A 21679-nucleotide genomic window follows, 5' to 3' on the forward strand; every position below is an offset into this window, starting at 1 on the left:
TCAGCCACCATATGGTTAAGTTAGAAAGGGCGCACGGTGGATGCCTTGGCACTAGGAGCCGATGAAGGACGGGACTAACACCGATATGCTTCGGGGAGCTGTAAGTAAGCTTTGATCCGGAGATTTCCGAATGGGGAAACCCACTGTTCGTAATGGAACAGTATCTTTACCTGAATACATAGGGTACTGAAGGCAGACCCGGGGAACTGAAACATCTAAGTACCCGGAGGAAGAGAAAGCAAACGCGATTTCCTGAGTAGCGGCGAGCGAAACGGAAGATAGCCCAAACCAAGAGGCTTGCCTCTTGGGGTTGTAGGACACTCAACATGGAGTTACAAAGGAACGGGGTAAGTGAAGTGATCTGGAAAGATCCGTCAAAGAAGGTAAAAACCCTGTAGCTGAAACTTCGTTCCCTCCTGAGTGGATCCTGAGTACGGCGGGACACGAGAAATCCCGTCGGAAGCAGGGAGGACCATCTCCCAAGGCTAAATACTACCTAGTGACCGATAGTGAACCAGTACCGTGAGGGAAAGGTGAAAAGCACCCCGGAAGGGGAGTGAAATAGATCCTGAAACCGTGTGCCTACAAGTAGTTAGAGCCCGTTAATGGGTGATAGCGTGCCTTTTGTAGAATGAACCGGCGAGTTACGATTTCATGCAAGGTTAAGTTGATAAGACGGAGCCGCAGCGAAAGCGAGTCTGAATAGGGCGCATGAGTATGAGGTCGTAGACCCGAAACCAGGTGATCTACCCATGTCCAGGGTGAAGTTCAGGTAACACTGAATGGAGGCCCGAACCCACGTACGTTGAAAAGTGCGGGGATGAGGTGTGGGTAGCGGAGAAATTCCAATCGAACCTGGAGATAGCTGGTTCTCTCCGAAATAGCTTTAGGGCTAGCCTCGAGATGAGAGTATTGGAGGTAGAGCACTGATTGGACTAGGGGCCCCCAACGGGTTACCGAATTCAGTCAAACTCCGAATGCCAAATACTTATTCTCGGGAGTCAGACTGCGAGTGATAAGATCCGTAGTCAAGAGGGAAACAGCCCAGACCACCAGCTAAGGTCCCCAAGTTTACGTTAAGTGGAAAAGGATGTGGAGTTGCTTAGACAACCAGGATGTTGGCTCAGAAGCAGCCATCATTTAAAGAGTGCGTAATAGCTCACTGGTCGAGTGACTCTGCGCCGAAAATGTACCGGGGCTAAACGTAACACCGAAGCTGTGGATGGATACCGTATGGTATCCGTGGTAGGAGAGCGTTCTAAGGGCGTTGAAGCTAGACCGGAAGGACTGGTGGAGCGCTTAGAAGTGAGAATGCCGGTATGAGTAGCGAAAGAAGGGTGAGAATCCCTTCCACCGAATGCCTAAGGTTTCCTGAGGAAGGCTCGTCCGCTCAGGGTTAGTCGGGACCTAAGCCGAGGCTGAAAAGCGTAGGCGATGGACAACAGGTTGATATTCCTGTACCACCTATACATCGTTTGAGCGATGGGGGGACGCAGAAGGATAGGGTAAGCGCGCTGTTGGATATGCGCGTCCAAGCAGTTAGGCCGGAAACGAGGAAAATCCCGTTTCCATTAAGGCGGAGCTGTGATGGCGAGGGAAATATAGTACCGAAGTTCCTGATTCCACGCTGCCAAGAAAAGCCTCTAGTGAGATGTAGGGTGCCCGTACCGCAAACCGACACAGGTAGGCGAGGAGAGAATCCTAAGGTGTGCGAGAGAACTCTCGTTAAGGAACTCGGCAAAATGACCCCGTAACTTCGGGAGAAGGGGTGCTTTTTAGGGTGAATAGCCCGGAAAAGCCGCAGTGAATAGGCCCAGGCGACTGTTTAGCAAAAACACAGGTCTCTGCGAAGCCGCAAGGCGAAGTATAGGGGCTGACGCCTGCCCGGTGCTGGAAGGTTAAGAGGAGAGGTTAGCCGCAAGGCGAAGCTTTGAATTGAAGCCCCAGTAAACGGCGGCCGTAACTATAACGGTCCTAAGGTAGCGAAATTCCTTGTCGGGTAAGTTCCGACCCGCACGAAAGGCGTAACGATCTGGGCACTGTCTCAACGAGAGACTCGGTGAAATTATAGTACCTGTGAAGATGCAGGTTACCCGCGACAGGACGGAAAGACCCCGTGGAGCTTTACTGCAGCCTGATATTGAATTTTGGTACAGCTTGTACAGGATAGGTAGGAGCCTGTGAAGCCGGAGCGCTAGCTTCGGTCGAGGCGTCGGTGGGATACTACCCTGGCTGTATTGAAATTCTAACCCGCGCCCCTTATCGGGGCGGGAGACAGTGTCAGGCGGGCAGTTTGACTGGGGCGGTCGCCTCCTAAAATGTAACGGAGGCGCCCAAAGGTTCCCTCAGAATGGTTGGAAATCATTCGTAGAGTGTAAAGGCACAAGGGAGCTTGACTGCGAGACCTACAAGTCGAGCAGGGACGAAAGTCGGGCTTAGTGATCCGGTGGTTCCGCATGGAAGGGCCATCGCTCAACGGATAAAAGCTACCCCGGGGATAACAGGCTTATCTCCCCCAAGAGTCCACATCGACGGGGAGGTTTGGCACCTCGATGTCGGCTCATCGCATCCTGGGGCTGTAGTCGGTCCCAAGGGTTGGGCTGTTCGCCCATTAAAGCGGTACGCGAGCTGGGTTCAGAACGTCGTGAGACAGTTCGGTCCCTATCCGTCGTGGGCGCAGGAAATTTGAGAGGAGCTGTCCTTAGTACGAGAGGACCGGGATGGACGCACCGCTGGTGTACCAGTTGTTCTGCCAAGAGCATCGCTGGGTAGCTACGTGCGGACGGGATAAATGCTGAAAGCATCTAAGCATGAAGCCCCCCTCAAGATGAGATTTCCCATAGCGTAAGCTAGTAAGATCCCTGAAAGATGATCAGGTTGATAGGTCAGAGGTGGAAGCGTGGCGACATGTGGAGCTGACTGATACTAATCGATCGAGGACTTAACCTTATTGTTCTTGAAAAAAGCAAAAACCCTTCTTATTATCTAGTTTTGAAGGAATGAAAATTTCTTCTTGCAAAATTTCAAAAAAGGCGTTATAATAATAAATGTCTTATTGAAAATGTTTGGTGGCGATAGCAAAGAGGTCACACCCGTTCCCATTCCGAACACGGAAGTTAAGCTCTTTAGCGCCGATGGTAGTTGGGGGTCTCCCCCTGTGAGAGTAGGACGCCGCCAAGCTTAAATTTAATAATAATTAATGTATAATTTCTTAAATAAAGGATATACTATTATTATTAAGTAATAACTTATATCGTCGCGGGGTGGAGCAGTTCGGTAGCTCGTCGGGCTCATAACCCGAAGGTCGCAGGTTCAAATCCTGTCCCCGCAATCATAAAAAAAGCGAAACCTAGGTTTCGCTTTTTTTATTGTCTAAATGGATGGGAATTGTGGATAATCTTACTCAATTCGTCTGTCTGTATTCAACTTTAGTGGCTAATTTGCAAGAATTATTAACATGTGTATAACTAATCAGGATTTTTTTTACACTATAAAAAAGACTAGGCGCAGTATGTGTTAGTTTCATTAAGTACATATTTTGGTGAAACTTACCTACGTTAACTCTTATCAGTTAATCACGAGAGACACATATTGTGGATACTTAGCTTGAATAAACTTATTTTTTTAATTATCCACAGAGTGAAAAGTGGAAATTAAGAACTACTCATTTCACTTTGTGGATAACTGAAAAGTGCTTGAGTGAAATATGGGTTTTCACAGTACATCAAAATGTGCCAAAAGCAGTTTAGTTCATTGAGATTCAGAAATTTCCAAAATGAGATAAGAGGAATTAATTTCTAATTTTTGAGGAAGTGTGATCTTGGTAAAAAGCTCCTCGTGCATTCTTGTGCTTTTCTTGTTTGTGTCTTGTTTTGAAAAAAGGTAAACTACTTATAGGATAATGAACCAGCTTGCGTTTAGCTGTTTGGTTTTTTTGAGGTGATAATATAGATGGAACAGAAGTTTGAGTGGGTTTCTAGGAGTGAATTAGAGACGGTAGATTTTGCTAGTAGTTTGGCGGAGAAACTTAATGCTGGAGATGTATTGGCTTTGGAGGGTGACCTTGGTGCGGGTAAAACAGCTTTCACCAAAGGGCTTGCAAAAGGCTTAGGTGTTAAGCGGAATGTGAATAGCCCTACATTTACGATTATAAAAGAATATATGGGCCGCTTACCGTTATATCATATGGATGTATATCGAGTGAGTGAAGAAGAAGAGGACCTTGGTTTTGACGAGTATTTCGAAGGTGAGGGAGTGACTGTTGTTGAATGGGCCCATTTAATTCAAGACCAACTTCCGGAAGAAATATTAACGATTCAGATTTTTAGACTGGGTGATTCAAAAAGGCGAATTGTATTGCAGCCATCTGGAACTCGGTATGTTGAGTTGTGTAAGGAGATTATTTTATGAAGGTATTAGCGATTGATACATCGAATTTTACATTAGGAATAGCTTTGACTGATGGAGACCAAGTGGTTGGGGAATACGTTACAAATTTAAAGAAAAATCATTCTTTGCGCGTAATGCCAGCCATTGAGTCACTTTTAAGAGATTGTGATACAAAACCAGCTGAATTGGAGAAAATTGTCGTAGCAAAAGGACCTGGCTCATATACTGGGGTTAGGATAGGCGTTACTATTGCTAAAACACTTGCTTGGACATTAAATATTCCTTTGGTTGGAATATCGAGTCTAGAAGCTCTAGCAGCAAATGGCCGTTATTTCAATGGGATGATATCTCCTTTATTCGATGCGCGCCGTGGACAAGTTTATACAGGGTTGTATCAATTTACTGAGAGTGGTCTAGAGAGCTGTAGTGAGGATAAAAATATGTTGGCAGTTGAATGGGCACAAAAGCTTAAAGAGTTGAATGTGCCCGTACTATTTGTCGGTCAAGATATTGCAATTCATGTTGATACACTTAAAGATGTATTAGGTGAACAAGCTTATTTTATTCCAGCACAAGCCTATAACCCAAGACCTGCTGAGTTAGCGTTTTTAGGAAGAGATAAGAAACAAGAGGACGTTCACATGTTTGTCCCCAATTATGTGAGGATGGCAGAGGCGGAAGTCAAGTGGTTAGAGCAACAGAAAAAATAGATAAAAATTCTAAATGGAAGAGACCGGTTGCGATGAGTAAAACGATGACGTTTCGATTAATGAGAATAGAAGATATCGACCAAGTTTTGATTGTAGAGAGACAGTCCTTTACGTTGCCTTGGAGCAGGGAAGCTTTCTATAATGAATTGAATCATAATCAATATGCGAAGTATCTGGTGATTGAGGATGAAGGTAAGATTGCCGGATATTGCGGCGCGTGGATTGTTATCGATGAAGCCCATATTACCAATATAGCTATTTTGCCTGATTATCGCGGGCACAAGCTTGGTGAAGAACTGCTCCGAAAGATGATTGAGGTTGCGTTAAGTATGGGAGTCATTCGGATGACGCTTGAAGTACGTGTTAGCAATATGGTTGCCCAGTCTCTGTATAAGAAGCTTGGCTTTCAAACTGGGGGCATTCGTAAAAATTATTATACCGACAACCAGGAAGATGCATATGTAATGTGGGTGAATTTAACGTGAAAAAAGATCAACTTATCTTAGGGATAGAAACGAGCTGTGATGAAACAGCAGCAGCCGTTATTAAAAATGGGACCGATATTCTTAGTAATATCGTTGCCTCACAAATTGAAAGCCATAAGCGATTTGGTGGGGTTGTCCCTGAAATTGCATCAAGACATCATGTAGAGCAGATTACTCTTGTATTGGAAGAAGCGTTACGGGAAGCAGATGTTACCTATGATGATCTTGATGCTATTGCCGTTACTGAAGGTCCAGGTCTTGTTGGTGCATTATTGATAGGAGTAAACGCAGCGAAGGCTGTAGCATTCGCGCATAATATCCCATTAGTAGGTGTACATCACATTGCGGGACATATTTATGCAAATCGGCTGATTAAAGAAATTAAGTACCCGGCCCTCTCTCTAGTAGTCTCAGGGGGGCATACAGAGCTTGTAATGATTAAAAGCCCCGGCCAGTTTAAGGTGATCGGTGAGACGCGGGATGACGCAGCTGGAGAAGCGTATGATAAAGTGGCGAGAACCTTACATCTGCCTTATCCGGGCGGCCCTCATATAGATCGATTGGCTCAGGAAGGGGATCCTACTTCTGTTCCGCTTCCAAGGGCGTGGCTTGAAGATTCTTATGATTTTAGCTTTAGCGGTTTGAAATCTGCTGTAATCAATACACTTCATAATGCAGAACAGCGTGGTGAAACGATTGAGCCAGCAGATTTAGCGGCAAGCTTTCAGCAAAGTGTGATTGATGTTTTAGTTAAGAAAACGGTCAAGGCGACTCAGGAGTATGGTGTTCATCAAGTCCTTTTGGCTGGCGGGGTAGCTGCAAATAAGGGTCTTCGTAAGGCGCTTACTGAAGCATTTGAAGCAATCACGGATACTGAACTGATTATCCCACCACTTGCTCTCTGTACAGATAACGCAGCAATGATTGGAGCGGCAGGTAGTGTTTTATTTGAAAACGGGAAAAGATCAGGCATGGCGATGAATGGAAACCCAGGTTTAGATATTGAAACAATTTAATTGGAAATGGTGAGCTAGCGGTAAAAGGCAGCTCACCTTTTTCTATGAATAGGCTGTGGATAATTAGAAGTAACAGGTAAATTATCCACAAGAAAGCGCATTATTTATTAAAAAGATAGAAAATTCCATCAACTGTGGATAACTTATCGATTATTATGTGTATAACCATATGGTTTTGTGGATAAATATGATCTATTCTGTGGATATTGTGGAAAAGGCTAATGAGACTAGGAATAATAACGTTGATAATGTGGATAAGGCTGTGGATGAATGGGAAAAACGGCAATGAGGGGGAGAGGGATGGAAAAAGAAACGATCGTGGAGCTTTCAATGAAAAAAATAAATATAGCCGTTTTGGTTGTAAGTATCTTGTTCCATAGGAAAGGGGTCAGAACCCACATTTAATATATCGTTTATTGGACGTGTAAGTGACACAATAAACGGACTATAGAATGTGAGGTCTGACCCTTTTGGGATTCTCTAAACAGGATGATCAAATTTGGTGTTATGTCATCTTCGTTCTTATTCCGCAAGTTCCGCCCATTCTTCAAGAAGCACATCAAGTTGTGCCTGAACGCGATCAAGATCAGCTTGGATCGTAAGTACTTTTTCGTGATTTTGAAATACATCAGGATCACAGAGAAGCTCGTTATATTGTTCAACTTCGCTTTCAAGCTTTTCCATTGTTGCTTCGATTTCTTCAATGCGACGTTGACGCTGACGTTCTGCCTTTTTTGCTTCTTTATCTACCTTAAAGGAAGACTTGTCTGCCGTTTGTTCTGGGCTTGTCCCGTTTTGATGGCGTTCATATTCTTTAATCTCTAGTTGTTCTTGCTTTTTTTCAACATAATAATCATAATCACCGAGAAATTCCTCGCTTCTGAATTTGGAAAGCTCAATGACTTTGGTGGCAATTCGATTAATAAAGTAACGGTCATGTGAAACGAACAGGATCGTACCTGGATAATCAATTAGGGCATTTTCGAGTACGAGTTTGCTATCGAGGTCAAGATGATTGGTTGGTTCATCTAAAATAAGGAGATTTCCTTTCTCCATCATCATTTTCGCCAAAGCCAATCTTGCTTTCTCGCCCCCACTAAGGGTTGAGACTGTTTTCAATACTTCATCACCCGTAAAGAGGAAATTACCAAGTATCGTCCGAATTTCTTTCTCAGGCACAGACGGATGTTCGTCCCACAGTTCATTAAGCACACGTTTATTAGAAACAAGATTCGCTTGTTCCTGATCATAATAGCTGACTTGAACATTTGTGCCAAAGCGAATGTCACCTTGTATAGCTGCTACTTTTCCGATAATCGTTTTTAATAAAGTTGATTTTCCAACCCCATTTGGACCAACAAGAGCAAGGCTATCTCCCTTTGAAATCTTCATAGTAATATTTTGGGAAACAGCAGTATCCTCATAGCCGATTGCTAAATCCTGAATGGAGAGGACGTCATTACCGCTCTGCCTATCTATTTGAAAAGAGAAAGATGCGGATTTCTCGTCACCGTGAGGACGGTCCATGACATCCATTTTATCTAATTGCTTCCGTCTACTTTGAGCCCTTTTGGTTGTAGAAGCTCTTGTAAGGTTCCGTTGGACGAAATCACGTAGCTTTTCGATTTCTTCCTGTTGTTTTTCAAAGAGCTTCATGTCACGCTCGAAGCTCTCTGCCTTTTTCACGAGATAATTGCTATAATTACCATGGTACTTCTTGATAGCATTGCGTGAGATTTCATATACTTGATTCACAACTTTATCTAAAAAGTATCGGTCATGGGATACAATTAATACAGCACCATGATAATTTTGGAGATATTGTTCAAGCCATGATAATGTTTCAATATCCAGATGGTTTGTCGGTTCATCCAAAATCAAAATATCAGGCTTGGTCAACAGCAATTTCCCAAGTGCCAGTCTTGTTTTTTGGCCACCGCTCAAGCTGTGAATCAATGTAGAACGATCAAAGTCTGCAAACTGAAGACCATGCAAAACGGAGCGAATATCGGCTTCGTATTGATAACCACCTTGCTCCTTGAACTGTACTTGCAAGGTATCATATTCAGAAAGAACCTTTTGATATAAGAGTTCATTTTCAAACGTTTCGGGTTGTGACATCATTTGTTCTAGTCTTCGTAGTTCCTTTTCTTTGGAAATAAGACCTTCATATACGGTTAGCATTTCATCCCAGATGGAAAGCTCCGATTCAAGCCCGGTATCTTGTGCCAAATACCCAATGGACACACCCTTTGGTTTGATCAATTCACCGCCATCATGGGAAAGATGTCCAGCTATGATTTTCAATAACGTGGACTTGCCAGCACCATTTCTGCCGACTAAGGCAATTCTGTCTCTATTTTGAACTTCGAGCTTCATATTTGATAAAATAAGTTCAGCTCCGTAATACTTCGATAATTGATTGATTTGTAATAAAATCATGATTTCACCTCGATTGCGTTATCCATAGTGTAACGTATTATGGCATTTATCGGCAATAGAAGCACTCGTATAAAAGCATTCGGGTAAGGAAATTAAACAAAATTGTTACAAATAATGCATTATAGTGTATGATTTAAAAAGAGCACTCCACTTAGGTAATGTCCGACAAGATATGATAACTACCTGAATGAACAAGATGGTACAACATTGAAATGGCAACGCTACCAGAAACATCTTTTACTGTTAGCACCAAAAGGTATGAAGAGCGCATACTTAAAAGCATGAGATATCGACCGTTTTGACTACTAAATGAAGAAATAGCACATGGGAAAGCGGGGAAAGTAATGATCCAAGAACCAATGAAGATTCCGCAAGCAACTGCCAAACGGCTGCCCTTATATTATCGTTTTTTAAAAAATCTACATTCTGCTGGTAAACAAAGAGTATCATCTGCAGAGTTAAGTGATGCGGTTAAAGTGGACTCGGCTACGATTCGCAGGGACTTTTCTTATTTTGGAGCCTTAGGTAAAAAAGGCTACGGATATAATGTGAATTACCTCTTATCATTTTTTCAAAAAACTTTAGACCAAGATGACCTAACACAAGTTGCATTAATTGGGGTTGGTAATTTAGGAACAGCTTTTCTAAACTATAATTTTTTGAAAAATAATAATACAAAAATTGCGATGGCATTTGATGTAGATCCAGAGAAGGTAGGAAAACGGGTAGAAGATGTGTATGTCCATCATATGGATGAGCTCACAGAACGATTGAAAGAAGAAAATATTGCGGTTGCGATATTGACTGTACCAGTATCAGTTGCTCAGCCGATTACTGATCAATTGATTCAAGCAGATATTCGCGGTATATTGAATTTCACACCTGCGAGATTAAATGTACCGAGTACGGTTCGGATTCATCATATTGACCTTGCTGTGGAATTACAGTCTCTTATTTATTTTCTGAAGAATTATACAGATTCAGAAGAAGAAAATAGTATAGAAGAATAATAAACACGCTGTCCGATTCTTGCATCAGGCAGCGTGTTATTTTAATTTTATTACTTTTTCTTCTTTTTTTGTACCGCTTTGATCTTATAATGCAGAATAAGCATTCTTACGCCTGAACCCAGGTCAAGAGTGGCTAAACCAACAAGAAAATAAGAAAAGAAGCCCCAACCGTTAGATGATACTGATTGAATAGCAAATACGGTGAATAGAACCCCTAACGCGATATAGATAATGCCAATAGATAAAGGTGACCGACGTTTCATAAAACCCCTCCGATAAATGACTGCGCTTTTTCCAAAGAATCCAAGTATTTGTCATAATTCAACTGCACGATGACGACGAGTGTATTCATCGCTACATGTGCGAATATTGGGACGAGAATTCGCTTGGTCTTTATATATAGATAGGCAAAGGTAAAACCCATTGCGGAGTATAAGAGAATATGCTCGGGCTCAAAATGAGCAAAACCGAATATGACCGAACTAATGAGTGCTGATAGGAAGAAGTTTAATCGCCTATAAAGAGAACCGAAGATGATTTTTCGGAAAATAATTTCTTCCAGGATGGGTCCAACGATAGAGGACACAAGCATAACGATTGGAAATTGTGTGATTAGGCTTAAGATCTGCTCCGTGTTTTCTGAGTTCTGTTTAATGCCCATCTGTTGCTCAAGCAGTCCTGCTACTGTCTGTGCAAACATGGCAAGGAAGACCCCGCCAAATCCCCAAAGAATCGAAACGGGAATCGTAGTCTGATTTCGAATATCCTTTTGCCGCATCTCGTGCCGCATGAAAAACAGGACAAATATCAGAGCGATAATGAAGCTGAAAACAATCCAATAGGCACCAATTAACGTTTTGAGTTCGTTTGTTAACTCCATACCAGCAGAAACAGCAATCATTGCAATGATATCGATAGCTAATCCACCTGACAGCTGCATAATGACATATGTAATGATGACAAACCAAAATTCTTTTTTCAAAAAGATATCTCCTTTAAACTAGGGTATACAATCATTTTATGAAAATAAAAAAGGATAAGACCACACACCCCAATTAGGAAGCGTATGCTGAATACTTTTACTTATCGTATAAAGAAAAGGGTATCAAAAAAAAGCAGATAACTCCAATTAAACGTACGAATCCTTCATTTGTTTTTAAAATAAGAAATAGCTATGAAATAGTATTCCCGTCTACCAAATAAAATGAATAGAAAAATTTACAATAGAATTACTTGCAAAAGAACCAGGTTTTATTTAATATAATAATTGTGTTAGCACTCGATGGTAGTGAGTGCTAATAAATAAGAGGATCCATACATCAACACAATTTGAGGAGGGTGTTTCACTTGTTAAAACCATTAGGTGATCGCGTTATTATTGAACTAGTTCAATCTGAGGAAAAAACTGCAAGCGGTATCGTACTTCCTGATACTGCAAAAGAAAAGCCGCAAGAAGGTAAAATAGTGGCTGCCGGCAATGGCCGTATTCTTGAAAATGGTGAACGTGTAGCTTTAGAGGTTGCCCAAGGCGATCGTATTATCTTCTCAAAATATGCTGGTACTGAAGTGAAATATGATGGTACAGAATACTTAATCTTACGCGAAAGCGATATTTTAGCTGTTATCGGCTAAACACATACAAAACATAACCGAACGAACCATTTTTATAAAAATTAGGGAGGGTTTTATACATGGCTAAAGATATTAAATTCAGTGAAGACGCTCGCCGTGCAATGCTACGCGGAGTAGATGCTCTTGCAAATGCAGTTAAAGTAACATTAGGACCAAAAGGACGTAACGTGGTTCTTGAGAAAAAATTTGGTTCACCACTTATCACAAATGACGGTGTAACAATCGCGAAAGAAATCGAACTTGAAGATGCATTTGAAAACATGGGTGCAAAATTAGTTGCTGAAGTAGCGAGCAAAACAAATGATGTTGCTGGTGACGGTACAACTACAGCTACAGTTCTTGCTCAAGCGATGATCCGCGAAGGACTTAAAAACGTTACAGCTGGTGCTAACCCAATGGGTATCCGTAAAGGAATGGAGAAAGCAGTAAACGTAGCGATTGAAGAGTTGAAAGCTATCTCTAAACCAATCGAAAACAAAGAAAGCATTGCACAAGTAGCTGCGATTTCTTCTGCTGACGAAGAAGTTGGTCAATTAATCGCTGAAGCTATGGAGCGTGTTGGAAACGACGGCGTAATCACAATCGAAGAATCAAAAGGCTTCACAACTGAGCTTGACGTTGTTGAAGGTATGCAATTCGACCGTGGCTATGCATCACCATACATGGTTACTGATTCAGATAAAATGGAAGCTGTCCTTGAAAATCCATATATCTTAATCACTGACAAAAAAATTACAAATATCCAAGAAATCCTTCCTGTGCTTGAACAAGTTGTTCAACAAGGTAAACCACTATTGATGATTGCTGAAGATGTTGAAGGCGAAGCACTTGCAACACTTGTTGTGAACAAACTTCGTGGAACATTCAACGCAGTAGCTGTTAAAGCACCAGGATTCGGAGATCGTCGTAAAGCAATGCTTGAAGATATCGCTGCACTTACTGGCGGAGAAGTGATCACAGAAGAAGTTGGTCTTGATCTTAAATCGGCTACAATCGAATCATTAGGACGCGCTTCTAAAGTGGTTGTTTCTAAAGAAAACACAACGATCGTTGAAGGTGCTGGAGATTCTGCTCAAATCCAAGCTCGTGTAAACCAAATCCGTGTTCAATTAGAAGAAACTACTTCTGAATTTGACCGTGAAAAATTACAAGAGCGTCTAGCTAAATTAGCTGGTGGAGTAGCAGTGATCAAAGTTGGTGCTGCAACTGAAACAGAATTAAAAGAACGTAAACTTCGTATCGAAGACGCATTAAACTCTACTCGTGCAGCGGTTGAAGAAGGAATCGTAGCTGGTGGTGGTACTGCTCTTCTAAACGTATACAGCAAAATTGCTGAAATTCAAGCTGAAGGTGACGTAGCTACTGGTATCAACATCGTTCTTCGTGCAATCGAAGAGCCTGTACGCCAAATCGCTCACAACGCTGGACTTGAAGGATCAGTTATCGTAGAACGCCTAAAAGGTGAAGCAGTAGGAACAGGCTTCAATGCTGCGAACGGCGAATGGGTAAACATGATCGAAGCTGGTATCGTTGACCCTACAAAAGTAACTCGTTATGCTCTACAAAACGCTGGATCAGTAGCTGCAATGTTCTTAACAACAGAAGCAGTAGTAGCTGACAAACCAGAACCTGCTGGTGCTGGCGGCATGGGTATGCCTGATATGGGCGGCATGGGTGGAATGGGCGGCATGATGTAATCATGCTCCCTGAATCCCAGTAAAAGTGGGGTTTTTAGACCTTTGTATACTCTGAAAATAACCAAAGGGTAACGAAAGAGTAACATTTTCTTCAATAAGGGTCTAAATTAGAGGTTTTCCATTAGTTCTTTGAACTTTTGGGAAGCCTCTTTTTTCATTTCTTTTGTTACGTGTAAATAAACATTCTTCGTAGTGTCTTCGTCCTTATGTCCTAAACGTTCCATAATCTGAGGTATGCTAACACCAGCCTCAGCTAATAGAGAAGTATGAGTATGGCGCAATGAATGTGGTGTAAGTTCAGTGTTTAAACCTGCCAGCTTTAACAACCTTCTCATACGATTTTCTATTTTTTTAATGTAATAAGGGTAACCAGGTAGTTTATCTTTGATACTAGCAAACACAAAGTCTTCACTATGGCAAACGTCTCTATATCTCATGATCGCTTTGTTTTGTATGGCTTTGTGGTTTAATAATTCATTGACCACAGTTTCATCTATATCAATAATACGTACTGAAGTGTTAGTTTTAGGTGTGAGCAGCTTATACTCTTTTCTGTTATTAGTTGGGTTGTAATATGTTTTAGAAATACTTATAGTTTGTTCCTTTATATTGATATCTCGCCATTTTAAAGCACATAGCTCCCCCGTGCGTATTCCGGTATAAGATAATAATAAAAAGATAATGTAGTCCTGGTCTAAACCCATTTTTTTTGCTACGTCTAGAAAGTATTTAAGTTCCTCCTTCTCTAGATATTTGGGCAGATCCCTTTTTTCTTCAATTTCTTCTACTGTTTTCTGGTTTTTAGGAACATAAGTGAATTCAGAGGGATCTGCCTTTAATACTACCAAAATTTATTTTAATGGGAATGGGGATATCTGTATAGTTTGGGAAGGGTGTTAATCACGGTAGCTCTTATTAATTAGTGGGTTTGAAGAGGGTAATAGATCTGAAGCCGTTTAAAGAAAATGTTCACAGGGTATTTAAAAAATGTAACAGGGTGTAGTTAGTGCAAGCCCGCAAAATATTTTAAAAGCCATTTGGAACTTTTTTATCCTTACCATTTAAGAATTAAACAAGATAGGAGATGATTTTTGATGGAAAATCCACATCTAACCGACCCACGTAAGAAATTTCATACGGAAAAATTCCCGGATCAAGAACAGAACACTCCAGCGCTACAGAATGAAATGAGCCCCAAACCTGACTGCGGAGAAGAATCATATAAAGGATACAATCGCCTGGAAGGACGCAATGCCTTGATTACCGGTGGAGATTCCGGGATTGGCCGTGCCACCGCCATTGCCTATGCGCGCGAAGGCGCCAATGTTTCCATCCAATTCTTCCCTGGTGAAGAAGAAGATGCCAACGAAGTTAAAGGATTAATTGAAAAAGCAGGCAGAAAAGCATTACTGCTGCCGTATGACTTGCGGGAAGATGGCACAGCGACAGAGATTGTTACAAAAACAGTGGAAGCTTTTGGCGGATTGGACACGCTGGTATTGAATGCTGCGCAACAAATCGCGCAGCCATCCCTAAGTGACTTAACAATCAAACAAGTGCATGACACCTTCAAAGTAAACATCATCAGCATGTTTGAGACCGTAAAAGCGGCCGAAGAACATCTGGAACCAGGAAGTGCGATTATCACCACCACATCGGTTCAATCTTTCGATCCGTCCTCATCTTTAATAGATTATGCCGCTACAAAAGGTGCGATAAGCAACTTCACGGTATCCCTGTCCTCGTACTTTGCTTCTAAGGGTGTGCGTGTCAATGGTGTCGCGCCAGGACCAATTTGGACGCCGTTGCAGTTGGATAACGGAAAATTGGAAGGACAAATCCCTGAGTTTGGCCAAACCACTCCCCTCGGCCGTGCGGGACAGCCGGTAGAGCTTGCGCCGGTGTATGTTCTTCTGGCCTCCGATGAAGGAAGTTATATCACCGGTCAGATTTATGGGGTGACGGGCGGCAAGCCGATAGACTTGTAATCTTAAGTGTGAGACAAACAAAAACACCTCCCACAAATTCAGTGATGTTCCACTGACTCCTCCTTTATTACGGCACGGGAACACGTAATAAAGGAGGACAAACAGCTTAAGCATAGATTAATGAAAAACGCAATAAATGATATGCCCCCTACAGTTGGTGTTTTGTGTCCAACTTTAGGGGGCATATTTTTAAGAGTAGAGTGTTCAATTAAGTTAGGTCTATTTGTCCTGCTTAAATAATTCTTCCTACAAAATAATTTAAGGAACCTCTTGATTGGAGGTAAGAAATGGTCAACCAAAAATATCTGGCTGACATTATAATAAGAAGAGGGCGGGTTAGCACAACAAGGAGAAATTGCCAGTTTTACACAAAAAAATATTAAAAATGAGATGATTAATTAGACTTATGTAGAATTTTAGGAAAGGTGATAATTATCAATAAACTTTTTAATTACACCACTATAATAACAATCTTTCTTTTAATTTTATTTAGTGCGGATATGATTAAACAAACAACTTTTGTCATTCTTTATATTCTTTTGAGCCTTTGTGTGTTAGCAATCGGAGTAATTCAATTTAAAAACACTATAAAAAATAGAAAGAATATTGAAGAAGAGGCAAATACATTTAAAGCTCGGTTAGAAGAAAGAATCAAATAAAAGAGCAATTTATAAGTTGTATCCTTACATAATATTTTTATTATTTACATTTATTGGTACGGCACTCGAAGGAGAATGGGGATTTTTAATTGGCATTATAATTGGTACTCTGTTTCTTATCTATCAAGAACTTCAAAAGATAACATCACTTTTATGTGCTAATATACAGTTATTTCATATGCTAAATCTATTATGATTTAACAAAGTAATTCTACTGTTATTTTAACTTTTCTCCACCATATTGGAACTACTATTGTATGACAAATACCTTTTAATTTTGAACACATTTTGACCACGAAACATATATAACGGGATATTATTTCATTTTCATTTTAGGTAGTAAAAAACGCTAAACCTTGATATAACAAGGATTGTTTTATTTCGTATTTCTTCATTAAACACTGTATCATCAATATCAGTTATTCTTACAGATAGTTGGTGTTTTAGGTAGTAATAACTTATATTTTTTTCAGTTGTTTGTAGGATTGTAATATGTTTGAAATGCTAATCGTCATTTCCTCAAAATCAATATCCCCCATTTTAAAGAAAACAATTCCCCAGAACGTATACCAGTGTATGTCAAGAACATAAAAAATAGTGTAATCTTGATCTAATCCAAGTTGTTAGCAATGAGGAGAAAGTGCTTAAGTTCTTCCTTTTCTAAATAGTTCGATAAACTATTTCTATCTTCCAACTCTTCAATAGTCTACTTCAGCCACTTTTTTGTTCGAAAACCGCTTTTTTCTTTTGCTTTCGTCTCCCAGTTTCGGGATCTTTTCAAATATCTATCATATACGCTCAACTTGCTCCGCATATACACTTCTTCCCCTTACATTTATTGGATGATTAACACCCTGTCATCATTTGATTAAATATGTTCTTTAAATTCTCTCTTAATTAACCTATAAACAACTAATTTATCGGCCTATAGGGAATTGAATTGAAGATAAAACCTGATAAATATTATTTTCTAAAATTAAGAGAAAAAGTGTTTTATTTAGAAATACGGCTAAGAAACCCGGCACTGTAAAACTGATAATCCAAAATAACAGGTTTACTCTTTGCAAGAATTACTACTAGAAGGGAAGGTTAAAATTTAATATTACGGGTAAATATTAGTATCTTGTTTTCTAGCAACTGATTTAAACAGTGAGGAGTTGAATAAATTGAATATCTTATTAACATCAACTGCAAGAAGAATAGACTTTGTAGGATTTTTTCAGGATGCTTTAAAAAATGCTGGTATCAAAGGGAAAGTAATTACTGCCGATCCTGAATATAATGCCCCATCGCTCCAAGCAGGGGACGAAAACTATGTAATCCCACAGCAAACAGATTCGAATTATATGGAAACAATAGTGGAGATGTGTAAGAAACATCATGTGGACTGTCTTGTCCCATTGAATGATTGGGAAGTGCCTCAAATATCTGCACATAAAAAAGAACTGGAGAAATTAGGTGTATCTGTATTTGTGCCGGATTCAAATATTGTCGAAAAGGTACGGGACAAAGGAAAGTACCGGGAGCTGCTTGATCCGTCTGGCGTTAAGACTCCGCTTTCCTACTTCAATGTTGAAGATGCAAAGAAGGCATTGGAAAAACAAGAAGTATCCTTTCCTTTAATCATGAAGCCCCGTAACGGTTCAGCCTCAATAGGTGTTGAAATTATTGATAATTTAGAGGATATGGAATTTGCCTATCAGTGTGCCGTTCGAAAGATTAAAGAAAGTCCATTGGATGGCGACACATCCAGAGAACCGGAGGACAATGTCATTATTCAGGAAGTGATTGAAGGTACTAAATTTAGCCTGGATATGTTCAACGATTTAAATGGCCGCTTTCTTACTTCATTCGCTCGAAAGCAATTAGGTATGAGAGGCGGAGATATCGATCGGTGCATTACGGTAAATATCCCGGAATTAACAGAAATCGCACAGCGATTAAGTAAAATCTTTGGCCATGCAGGCTATATGAACACTGATGTCTATTTCAATGGTACCGATTATTACGTTATTGACATCAATCCTCGCTTTGGCGGCGGTTATGCTTTTACCCATTCAGCAGGAGCGGATATTCCAGCGGCAATCATTGCACTAACCGCAGGTATTCAGGTACAAGAGGATTGGCTGCGTCAAAAACCTGATATCGAGCTAGCACGACATGACACTGTTGTTTCAATAAATAAACAAAAGGTGATGCAAGCACTTCAAGAGTCACATTGAAAGTAAAATGTTTGATCAAACTTTTAAAAATGGTGGAGGGATAAAATGGATGATCCAATCCCCTTATTAGAAGAACTAATAAAAATAGACAGCTCTACAAAAGCAGGTGCGAATGAAGCGATTGTCTATTGTGAACATTGGTTAACAGACCAAGGCCTCCCCGTAAAAAAATTAGAGAATAATGGGTTTCACATGCTCGTTTGTGAAATAGGCCAAGGTGATCATACGATTGTATTAAATGGACATATCGATGTCATTGAAGCGGAGGAAAGACAGTTCCAACCCAATATCAAAGATGGAAAAATGTATGGCCGCGGTGCAGCGGATATGAAAGCAGGAGTGGCTGCTTCCATGGTGGTAGCAGCACAATTGAAAGACAGGGACTTAACATCCAGGGTCATGCTTCAAATCGTTCCAGACGAGGAGACCGGCGGCATCAACGGAACCAAATATTTAACAGAAAAAGGCTATTTGGGAGATTTTATTATTTGTGGTGAACCAACAAATATGGGGATTGCCATCCAATCTAAAGGCGTGCTTCAGCTCGACATTACCGTCCGGGGGAAACCAGCCCATGGGAGTCGTCCATGGGAAGGCACGAATGCAATAACCAAAGCGATTAGTCTCTTTGAAGAAATTTTAGAGCTTCCTTTTGCACAAGAAAGCTCCCCAATGTTTACTCAGCCATCTATCAATCTCGCGAAGATCCAAGGAGGAACCGTCTATAATAAGGTACCCGATCTATGTGAAATGTTCCTGGATATCAGATATCTGCCAGACCAGTCTCCGGAGGATATCGTTCATCAAATTCAGGCAATAACAGACGGTACCGTAACAATCCATCTTTGCAATAATCCGGTCAAAACAAAAGCAGACAATCCTTATGTAGAAGCATTGGGCGAATCAATTAAACGAATCACCCAGCTCGAAAAGGTAACCATCTTCGGTCAGCATGGTTCCAACGATGGACAGTTTTTCATCGAGTACGGAGGTTCAACCGTAGAATTTGGCCCCGTTGGCAGCGACTGGCATGGGGAGAACGAAATGGTATATGTCGATTCGGTGAGAGAATATCAGGATGTGCTGGTGGATTTTATTTTGTCTTTGGATGATAATTAGCCAAAAACTCACCGATGATTATACTCTTGAAGGGTTTAGAAAAGGGGTCAGGCATATAATAATGGTTATGTGAATTAATGACGGAGAGCTTTATTTATGATGATTTTCTAAATCGCTTGGAAGAAGCTTGGACTGTATTTTGGTATGGAGTATCAAAATAATGTGAGAAAACAAAAAATGATGATTAAAGAAAAGAAGCTGGGACATAAGTCGATAACTAATTAATTTTAATAAAAATCCTGAAAATAAAATCACATGATATCAAGGTTTTTAAATTGATTTCATACGGTTCATTCATTTTTATAGGGTTTTGTCCTAGCCTCTAAGCATAATTATATTTAAGGTTCTTAGTAATGGTTACAGAACTAAATTTGCTAACATTTTGCTAACGTAATCAAATGAAAAACGGTAAATTCACATTAAAGATGTTACATCTCAGATATAGAAAAACCTTGATTTACCACACTATTCGTACAAACTATTAAAGATATTACACACTTTCAACTTACGGGCGGCATGATGTAATAAGCCGCTTCGCCCCTTGATATATAAGGGTTTTATGTAAGATGAGAGTGGAATGTTAACATTTTGTTAACATAGCGGATTATAATCGAGGCTTCTCATTAGTTGTGCAAACTATTGGGAAGCTTCTTTTTTCATTTCTTTTGTCACGTGGAGATAGACATTCTTGGTGATTTGATCAAAGGAGGTGACCCTGATGGGTCACCTCTTATTTGTGGTAGGGATGATTTATATTGATGCGATATGCTCGATATATCTTTTTATATAATATTGTTGTCTTAAGCCGAATGTTCATATTACTTATAGTTATTGTATTATGGATAATAGAACGACTGCCTCAATAAATATTTATAATATAAAAATTAAGGAGAATTACATGGCCTGGAGTAAATTGAAGCAAAATCTGGAGAGTTTTCTCTGTCCTGCATTATATGGAAGGGTTGAATACAGTGCAACCGGCTACCGTTATTTACCTGATAAAGCAGGACTTTGTTATATTGCGGTAGATAAAAAGAATGTACTGAATATGAGTGATTTAACTACCTCAATCAGATGGTATCAGACGGAGCTGGAAATTAAGAATGATTCAGATATCCAAATTCCTATCAACAATGAGGAAATTGAAGTGGTAAGAAAAGAAACCAAGGGGATGGTTCCGGAAGATCGTCTACAAGTAATTGCAAGGGGTAGAAAATTATCAGAATATGCAAAGGAGCTTTTGTCAGCGCAGTCATCATTAAGTAAATCAAATTTTATCGTTGCAGCTAATAAGTTTTTATCCACTTCTATAGAGGAAAGCATAGAGAGTAATGATATCCTACTGAATATTCTAGCTTTGGTGGACAGACGGGTTGGGAAAAAACGAATTTTAAACATGACCGAGAAGATGAAGTTAAAGCATCCAATTGTGCAGTATTTTTATGAACTACGGCTTAGTACGTTATGATAATAAATAACTCATCACCTGAACATCACTTATTGCGAAAAATTTATCGCCATGTAGATTTTAGTTTTATCCATGAGCTGGTTATCAGAAGAATGGAACCCTTTCCATCTCCTGATAACCTTTCATTGCTTATTGATTTCCTTCGTGTTCAATCCAAGAGAATTTATACATTTGTTATTGAGTTTACTGAGCTAGCAATTAGAGTAATAAACTCGGGAAATTCAGTGGTTAACTCAGGAGGAAGAACTCTAGAGCTTTTTATAAAAGTAAATGCAGTACTCAAGATGTAGTTTTAGTTAGGTTAACAAGACTACATCATTTAATACCTCTGTGACCTACAAGTAACACAGGAGGAGTATGTGAATAGATGCTAACATTTTGCTAACGCAACCAAATGAAAAGCGATAAAATTCCGTTAAAGATGTTACAATGAACATTTTTACAAATGTTGATATAGCGCACTTTTGGAACACATCGTGAAATATATGACACACTTTCACCTTACGGGCGGCATGGTGTAATCGTGTCCTAAATCCCTTGATATATAAGGGTTTTAAGATAAGAGTGTGATGTTAACATTGAGGATTTTAATCGAGGCTTCTCATAAGTTCACTGAAGTTTTGGGAAGCTTCTTTTTTCATTTCTTGAGTTACGTGGAGATAAACATTTTTGGTAATTTGATCATCTGAATGGCCAAGCCTGTCCATGATTTGTTCGAGTGAAATACCAGCCTTTGCAAGTAGCGAAAGTAATATTAATCCCAATAATAATACAGTGAAGTATCAGTTGGTCATACCCAAAACGAAAAAATCCAGACGAAAAGTTAAGGTAGATGAAGAGGT

General features: G+C 40.2%; 15 protein-coding genes, 1 tRNA gene, 2 rRNA genes and 1 pseudogene. 14 read left to right on the forward strand and 5 right to left on the reverse strand.

Going from position 1 to position 21679, the window contains the following annotated elements; genetic code table 11:
• Positions 1-13 precede the first annotated feature (13 nt).
• The 7 genes from AC1MGI_RS06540 to tsaD all read left to right on the forward strand — a co-directional run bounded on the left by AC1MGI_RS06540 (position 14) and on the right by tsaD (position 6600).
• Positions 14-2949, forward strand: a 23S ribosomal RNA gene (locus AC1MGI_RS06540).
• A 115-nt stretch (positions 2950-3064) separates the two neighbouring features.
• Positions 3065-3180 (forward strand): 5S ribosomal RNA (gene rrf, locus AC1MGI_RS06545).
• A gap of 77 nt (positions 3181-3257) precedes the next feature.
• Positions 3258-3331: transfer RNA gene (locus tag AC1MGI_RS06550), tRNA-Met, on the forward strand.
• A gap of 620 nt (positions 3332-3951) precedes the next feature.
• Positions 3952-4410 (forward strand): tRNA (adenosine(37)-N6)-threonylcarbamoyltransferase complex ATPase subunit type 1 TsaE, encoded by a 459-nt coding sequence (tsaE, locus tag AC1MGI_RS06555; protein WP_480348982.1) that lies wholly within the window; start codon positions 3952-3954, stop codon positions 4408-4410.
• A complete protein-coding gene (gene tsaB, locus AC1MGI_RS06560; RefSeq protein ID WP_480348983.1) occupies positions 4407-5099 on the forward strand; it encodes a tRNA (adenosine(37)-N6)-threonylcarbamoyltransferase complex dimerization subunit type 1 TsaB in 693 nt (230 codons plus the stop codon). The genes tsaE and tsaB overlap by 4 nt, the downstream gene beginning before the upstream one ends.
• A 32-nt stretch (positions 5100-5131) precedes the next feature.
• Positions 5132-5584 (forward strand): ribosomal protein S18-alanine N-acetyltransferase, encoded by a 453-nt coding sequence (gene rimI / locus AC1MGI_RS06565; protein ID WP_480349719.1) that lies wholly within the window; start codon positions 5132-5134, stop codon positions 5582-5584.
• Positions 5581-6600, forward strand: a complete 1020-nt coding sequence (gene tsaD, locus AC1MGI_RS06570) for a tRNA (adenosine(37)-N6)-threonylcarbamoyltransferase complex transferase subunit TsaD (RefSeq protein ID WP_480348984.1) — start codon at positions 5581-5583, stop codon at positions 6598-6600. The genes rimI and tsaD overlap by 4 nt, the downstream gene beginning before the upstream one ends.
• Before the next feature lie 522 nt (positions 6601-7122).
• Here the strand turns inward: tsaD and AC1MGI_RS06575 are convergent.
• On the reverse strand, positions 7123-9042 hold the full coding sequence (locus AC1MGI_RS06575; RefSeq protein ID WP_480348985.1) for an ABC-F family ATP-binding cassette domain-containing protein: 1920 nt from the start codon (positions 9040-9042) through the stop codon (positions 7123-7125).
• Between the two features lie 344 nt (positions 9043-9386).
• Between AC1MGI_RS06575 and AC1MGI_RS06580 the strand changes: the two genes are divergently transcribed.
• The gene (locus AC1MGI_RS06580; RefSeq protein ID WP_403077867.1) at positions 9387-10052 is read left to right on the forward strand and encodes a redox-sensing transcriptional repressor Rex; all 666 of its coding nucleotides are present in this window, start codon (positions 9387-9389) and stop codon (positions 10050-10052) included.
• Positions 10053-10102: 50 nt separating this feature from the next.
• Here AC1MGI_RS06580 and AC1MGI_RS06585 read toward each other — a convergent pair whose 3' ends face one another.
• Both AC1MGI_RS06585 and AC1MGI_RS06590 read right to left on the reverse strand, forming a co-directional pair.
• Positions 10103-10315, reverse strand: a complete 213-nt coding sequence (locus AC1MGI_RS06585; protein ID WP_480348986.1) for a YdiK family protein — start codon at positions 10313-10315, stop codon at positions 10103-10105.
• Entirely contained in the window at positions 10312-11034 is a 723-nt protein-coding gene (locus AC1MGI_RS06590; protein ID WP_480348987.1) for a CPBP family intramembrane glutamic endopeptidase, read from the reverse strand. The genes AC1MGI_RS06585 and AC1MGI_RS06590 overlap by 4 nt, the downstream gene beginning before the upstream one ends.
• 365 nt (positions 11035-11399) lie before the next feature.
• On the opposite strand from AC1MGI_RS06590, the gene groES reads away from it, so the two are divergent.
• Both groES and groL read left to right on the forward strand, forming a co-directional pair.
• The gene (gene groES / locus AC1MGI_RS06595; RefSeq protein ID WP_062187145.1) at positions 11400-11684 is read left to right on the forward strand and encodes a co-chaperone GroES; all 285 of its coding nucleotides are present in this window, start codon (positions 11400-11402) and stop codon (positions 11682-11684) included.
• 59 nt (positions 11685-11743) lie between these two features.
• Positions 11744-13381 carry a chaperonin GroEL gene (groL, locus tag AC1MGI_RS06600; protein ID WP_403077857.1) on the forward strand — a complete coding sequence of 546 codons (1638 nt, stop codon included), beginning with the start codon at positions 11744-11746 and terminating at the stop codon, positions 13379-13381.
• Positions 13382-13488: 107 nt separating this feature from the next.
• Here groL and AC1MGI_RS06605 read toward each other — a convergent pair whose 3' ends face one another.
• A complete protein-coding gene (locus AC1MGI_RS06605; RefSeq protein ID WP_480348988.1) occupies positions 13489-14229 on the reverse strand; it encodes a tyrosine-type recombinase/integrase in 741 nt (246 codons plus the stop codon).
• 246 nt (positions 14230-14475) lie between these two features.
• On the opposite strand from AC1MGI_RS06605, the gene AC1MGI_RS06610 reads away from it, so the two are divergent.
• The 4 genes from AC1MGI_RS06610 (at position 14476) to AC1MGI_RS06625 (ending at position 20837) form a co-directional block, all read left to right on the forward strand.
• Positions 14476-15369, forward strand: coding sequence for an SDR family oxidoreductase (locus AC1MGI_RS06610; protein ID WP_480348989.1), 894 nt, complete (start codon positions 14476-14478; stop codon positions 15367-15369).
• Between the two features lie 1825 nt (positions 15370-17194).
• The gene (locus tag AC1MGI_RS06615; protein WP_480348990.1) at positions 17195-18250 is read left to right on the forward strand and encodes an ATP-grasp domain-containing protein; all 1056 of its coding nucleotides are present in this window, start codon (positions 17195-17197) and stop codon (positions 18248-18250) included.
• Between the two features lie 45 nt (positions 18251-18295).
• Entirely contained in the window at positions 18296-19369 is a 1074-nt protein-coding gene (locus AC1MGI_RS06620; protein ID WP_480348991.1) for a M20 family metallopeptidase, read from the forward strand.
• Positions 19370-20267: 898 nt separating this feature from the next.
• Entirely contained in the window at positions 20268-20837 is a 570-nt protein-coding gene (locus AC1MGI_RS06625) for an SF0329 family protein (protein WP_480348992.1), read from the forward strand.
• Positions 20838-21424: 587 nt separating this feature from the next.
• Here AC1MGI_RS06625 and AC1MGI_RS06630 read toward each other — a convergent pair.
• Positions 21425-21583, reverse strand: a pseudogene (locus AC1MGI_RS06630) (site-specific integrase); the annotation flags it as partial.
• Between the last annotated feature and the right edge of the window lie 96 nt (positions 21584-21679).

It is taken from the genome of Peribacillus sp. BM1, assembly GCF_056679975.1.

What these genes read in the sequence shown, in the direction of transcription:
- AC1MGI_RS06580 (WP_403077867.1), top strand. Translation starts at nt 9,387, where the DNA reads ATGATCCAAGAACCAATGAAGATTCCGCAAGCAACTGCCAAACGGCTG.
- tsaE (WP_480348982.1), top strand. Translation starts at nt 3,952, where the DNA reads ATGGAACAGAAGTTTGAGTGGGTTTCTAGGAGTGAATTAGAGACGGTA.
- tsaB (WP_480348983.1), top strand. Translation starts at nt 4,407, where the DNA reads ATGAAGGTATTAGCGATTGATACATCGAATTTTACATTAGGAATAGCT.
- AC1MGI_RS06620 (WP_480348991.1), top strand. Translation starts at nt 18,296, where the DNA reads ATGGATGATCCAATCCCCTTATTAGAAGAACTAATAAAAATAGACAGC.
- AC1MGI_RS06585 (WP_480348986.1), bottom strand. Translation starts at nt 10,315, where the DNA reads ATGAAACGTCGGTCACCTTTATCTATTGGCATTATCTATATCGCGTTA.
- rimI (WP_480349719.1), top strand. Translation starts at nt 5,132, where the DNA reads ATGAGTAAAACGATGACGTTTCGATTAATGAGAATAGAAGATATCGAC.
- AC1MGI_RS06610 (WP_480348989.1), top strand. Translation starts at nt 14,476, where the DNA reads ATGGAAAATCCACATCTAACCGACCCACGTAAGAAATTTCATACGGAA.
- AC1MGI_RS06575 (WP_480348985.1), bottom strand. Translation starts at nt 9,042, where the DNA reads ATGATTTTATTACAAATCAATCAATTATCGAAGTATTACGGAGCTGAA.
- AC1MGI_RS06625 (WP_480348992.1), top strand. Translation starts at nt 20,268, where the DNA reads ATGGCCTGGAGTAAATTGAAGCAAAATCTGGAGAGTTTTCTCTGTCCT.
- groL (WP_403077857.1), top strand. Translation starts at nt 11,744, where the DNA reads ATGGCTAAAGATATTAAATTCAGTGAAGACGCTCGCCGTGCAATGCTA.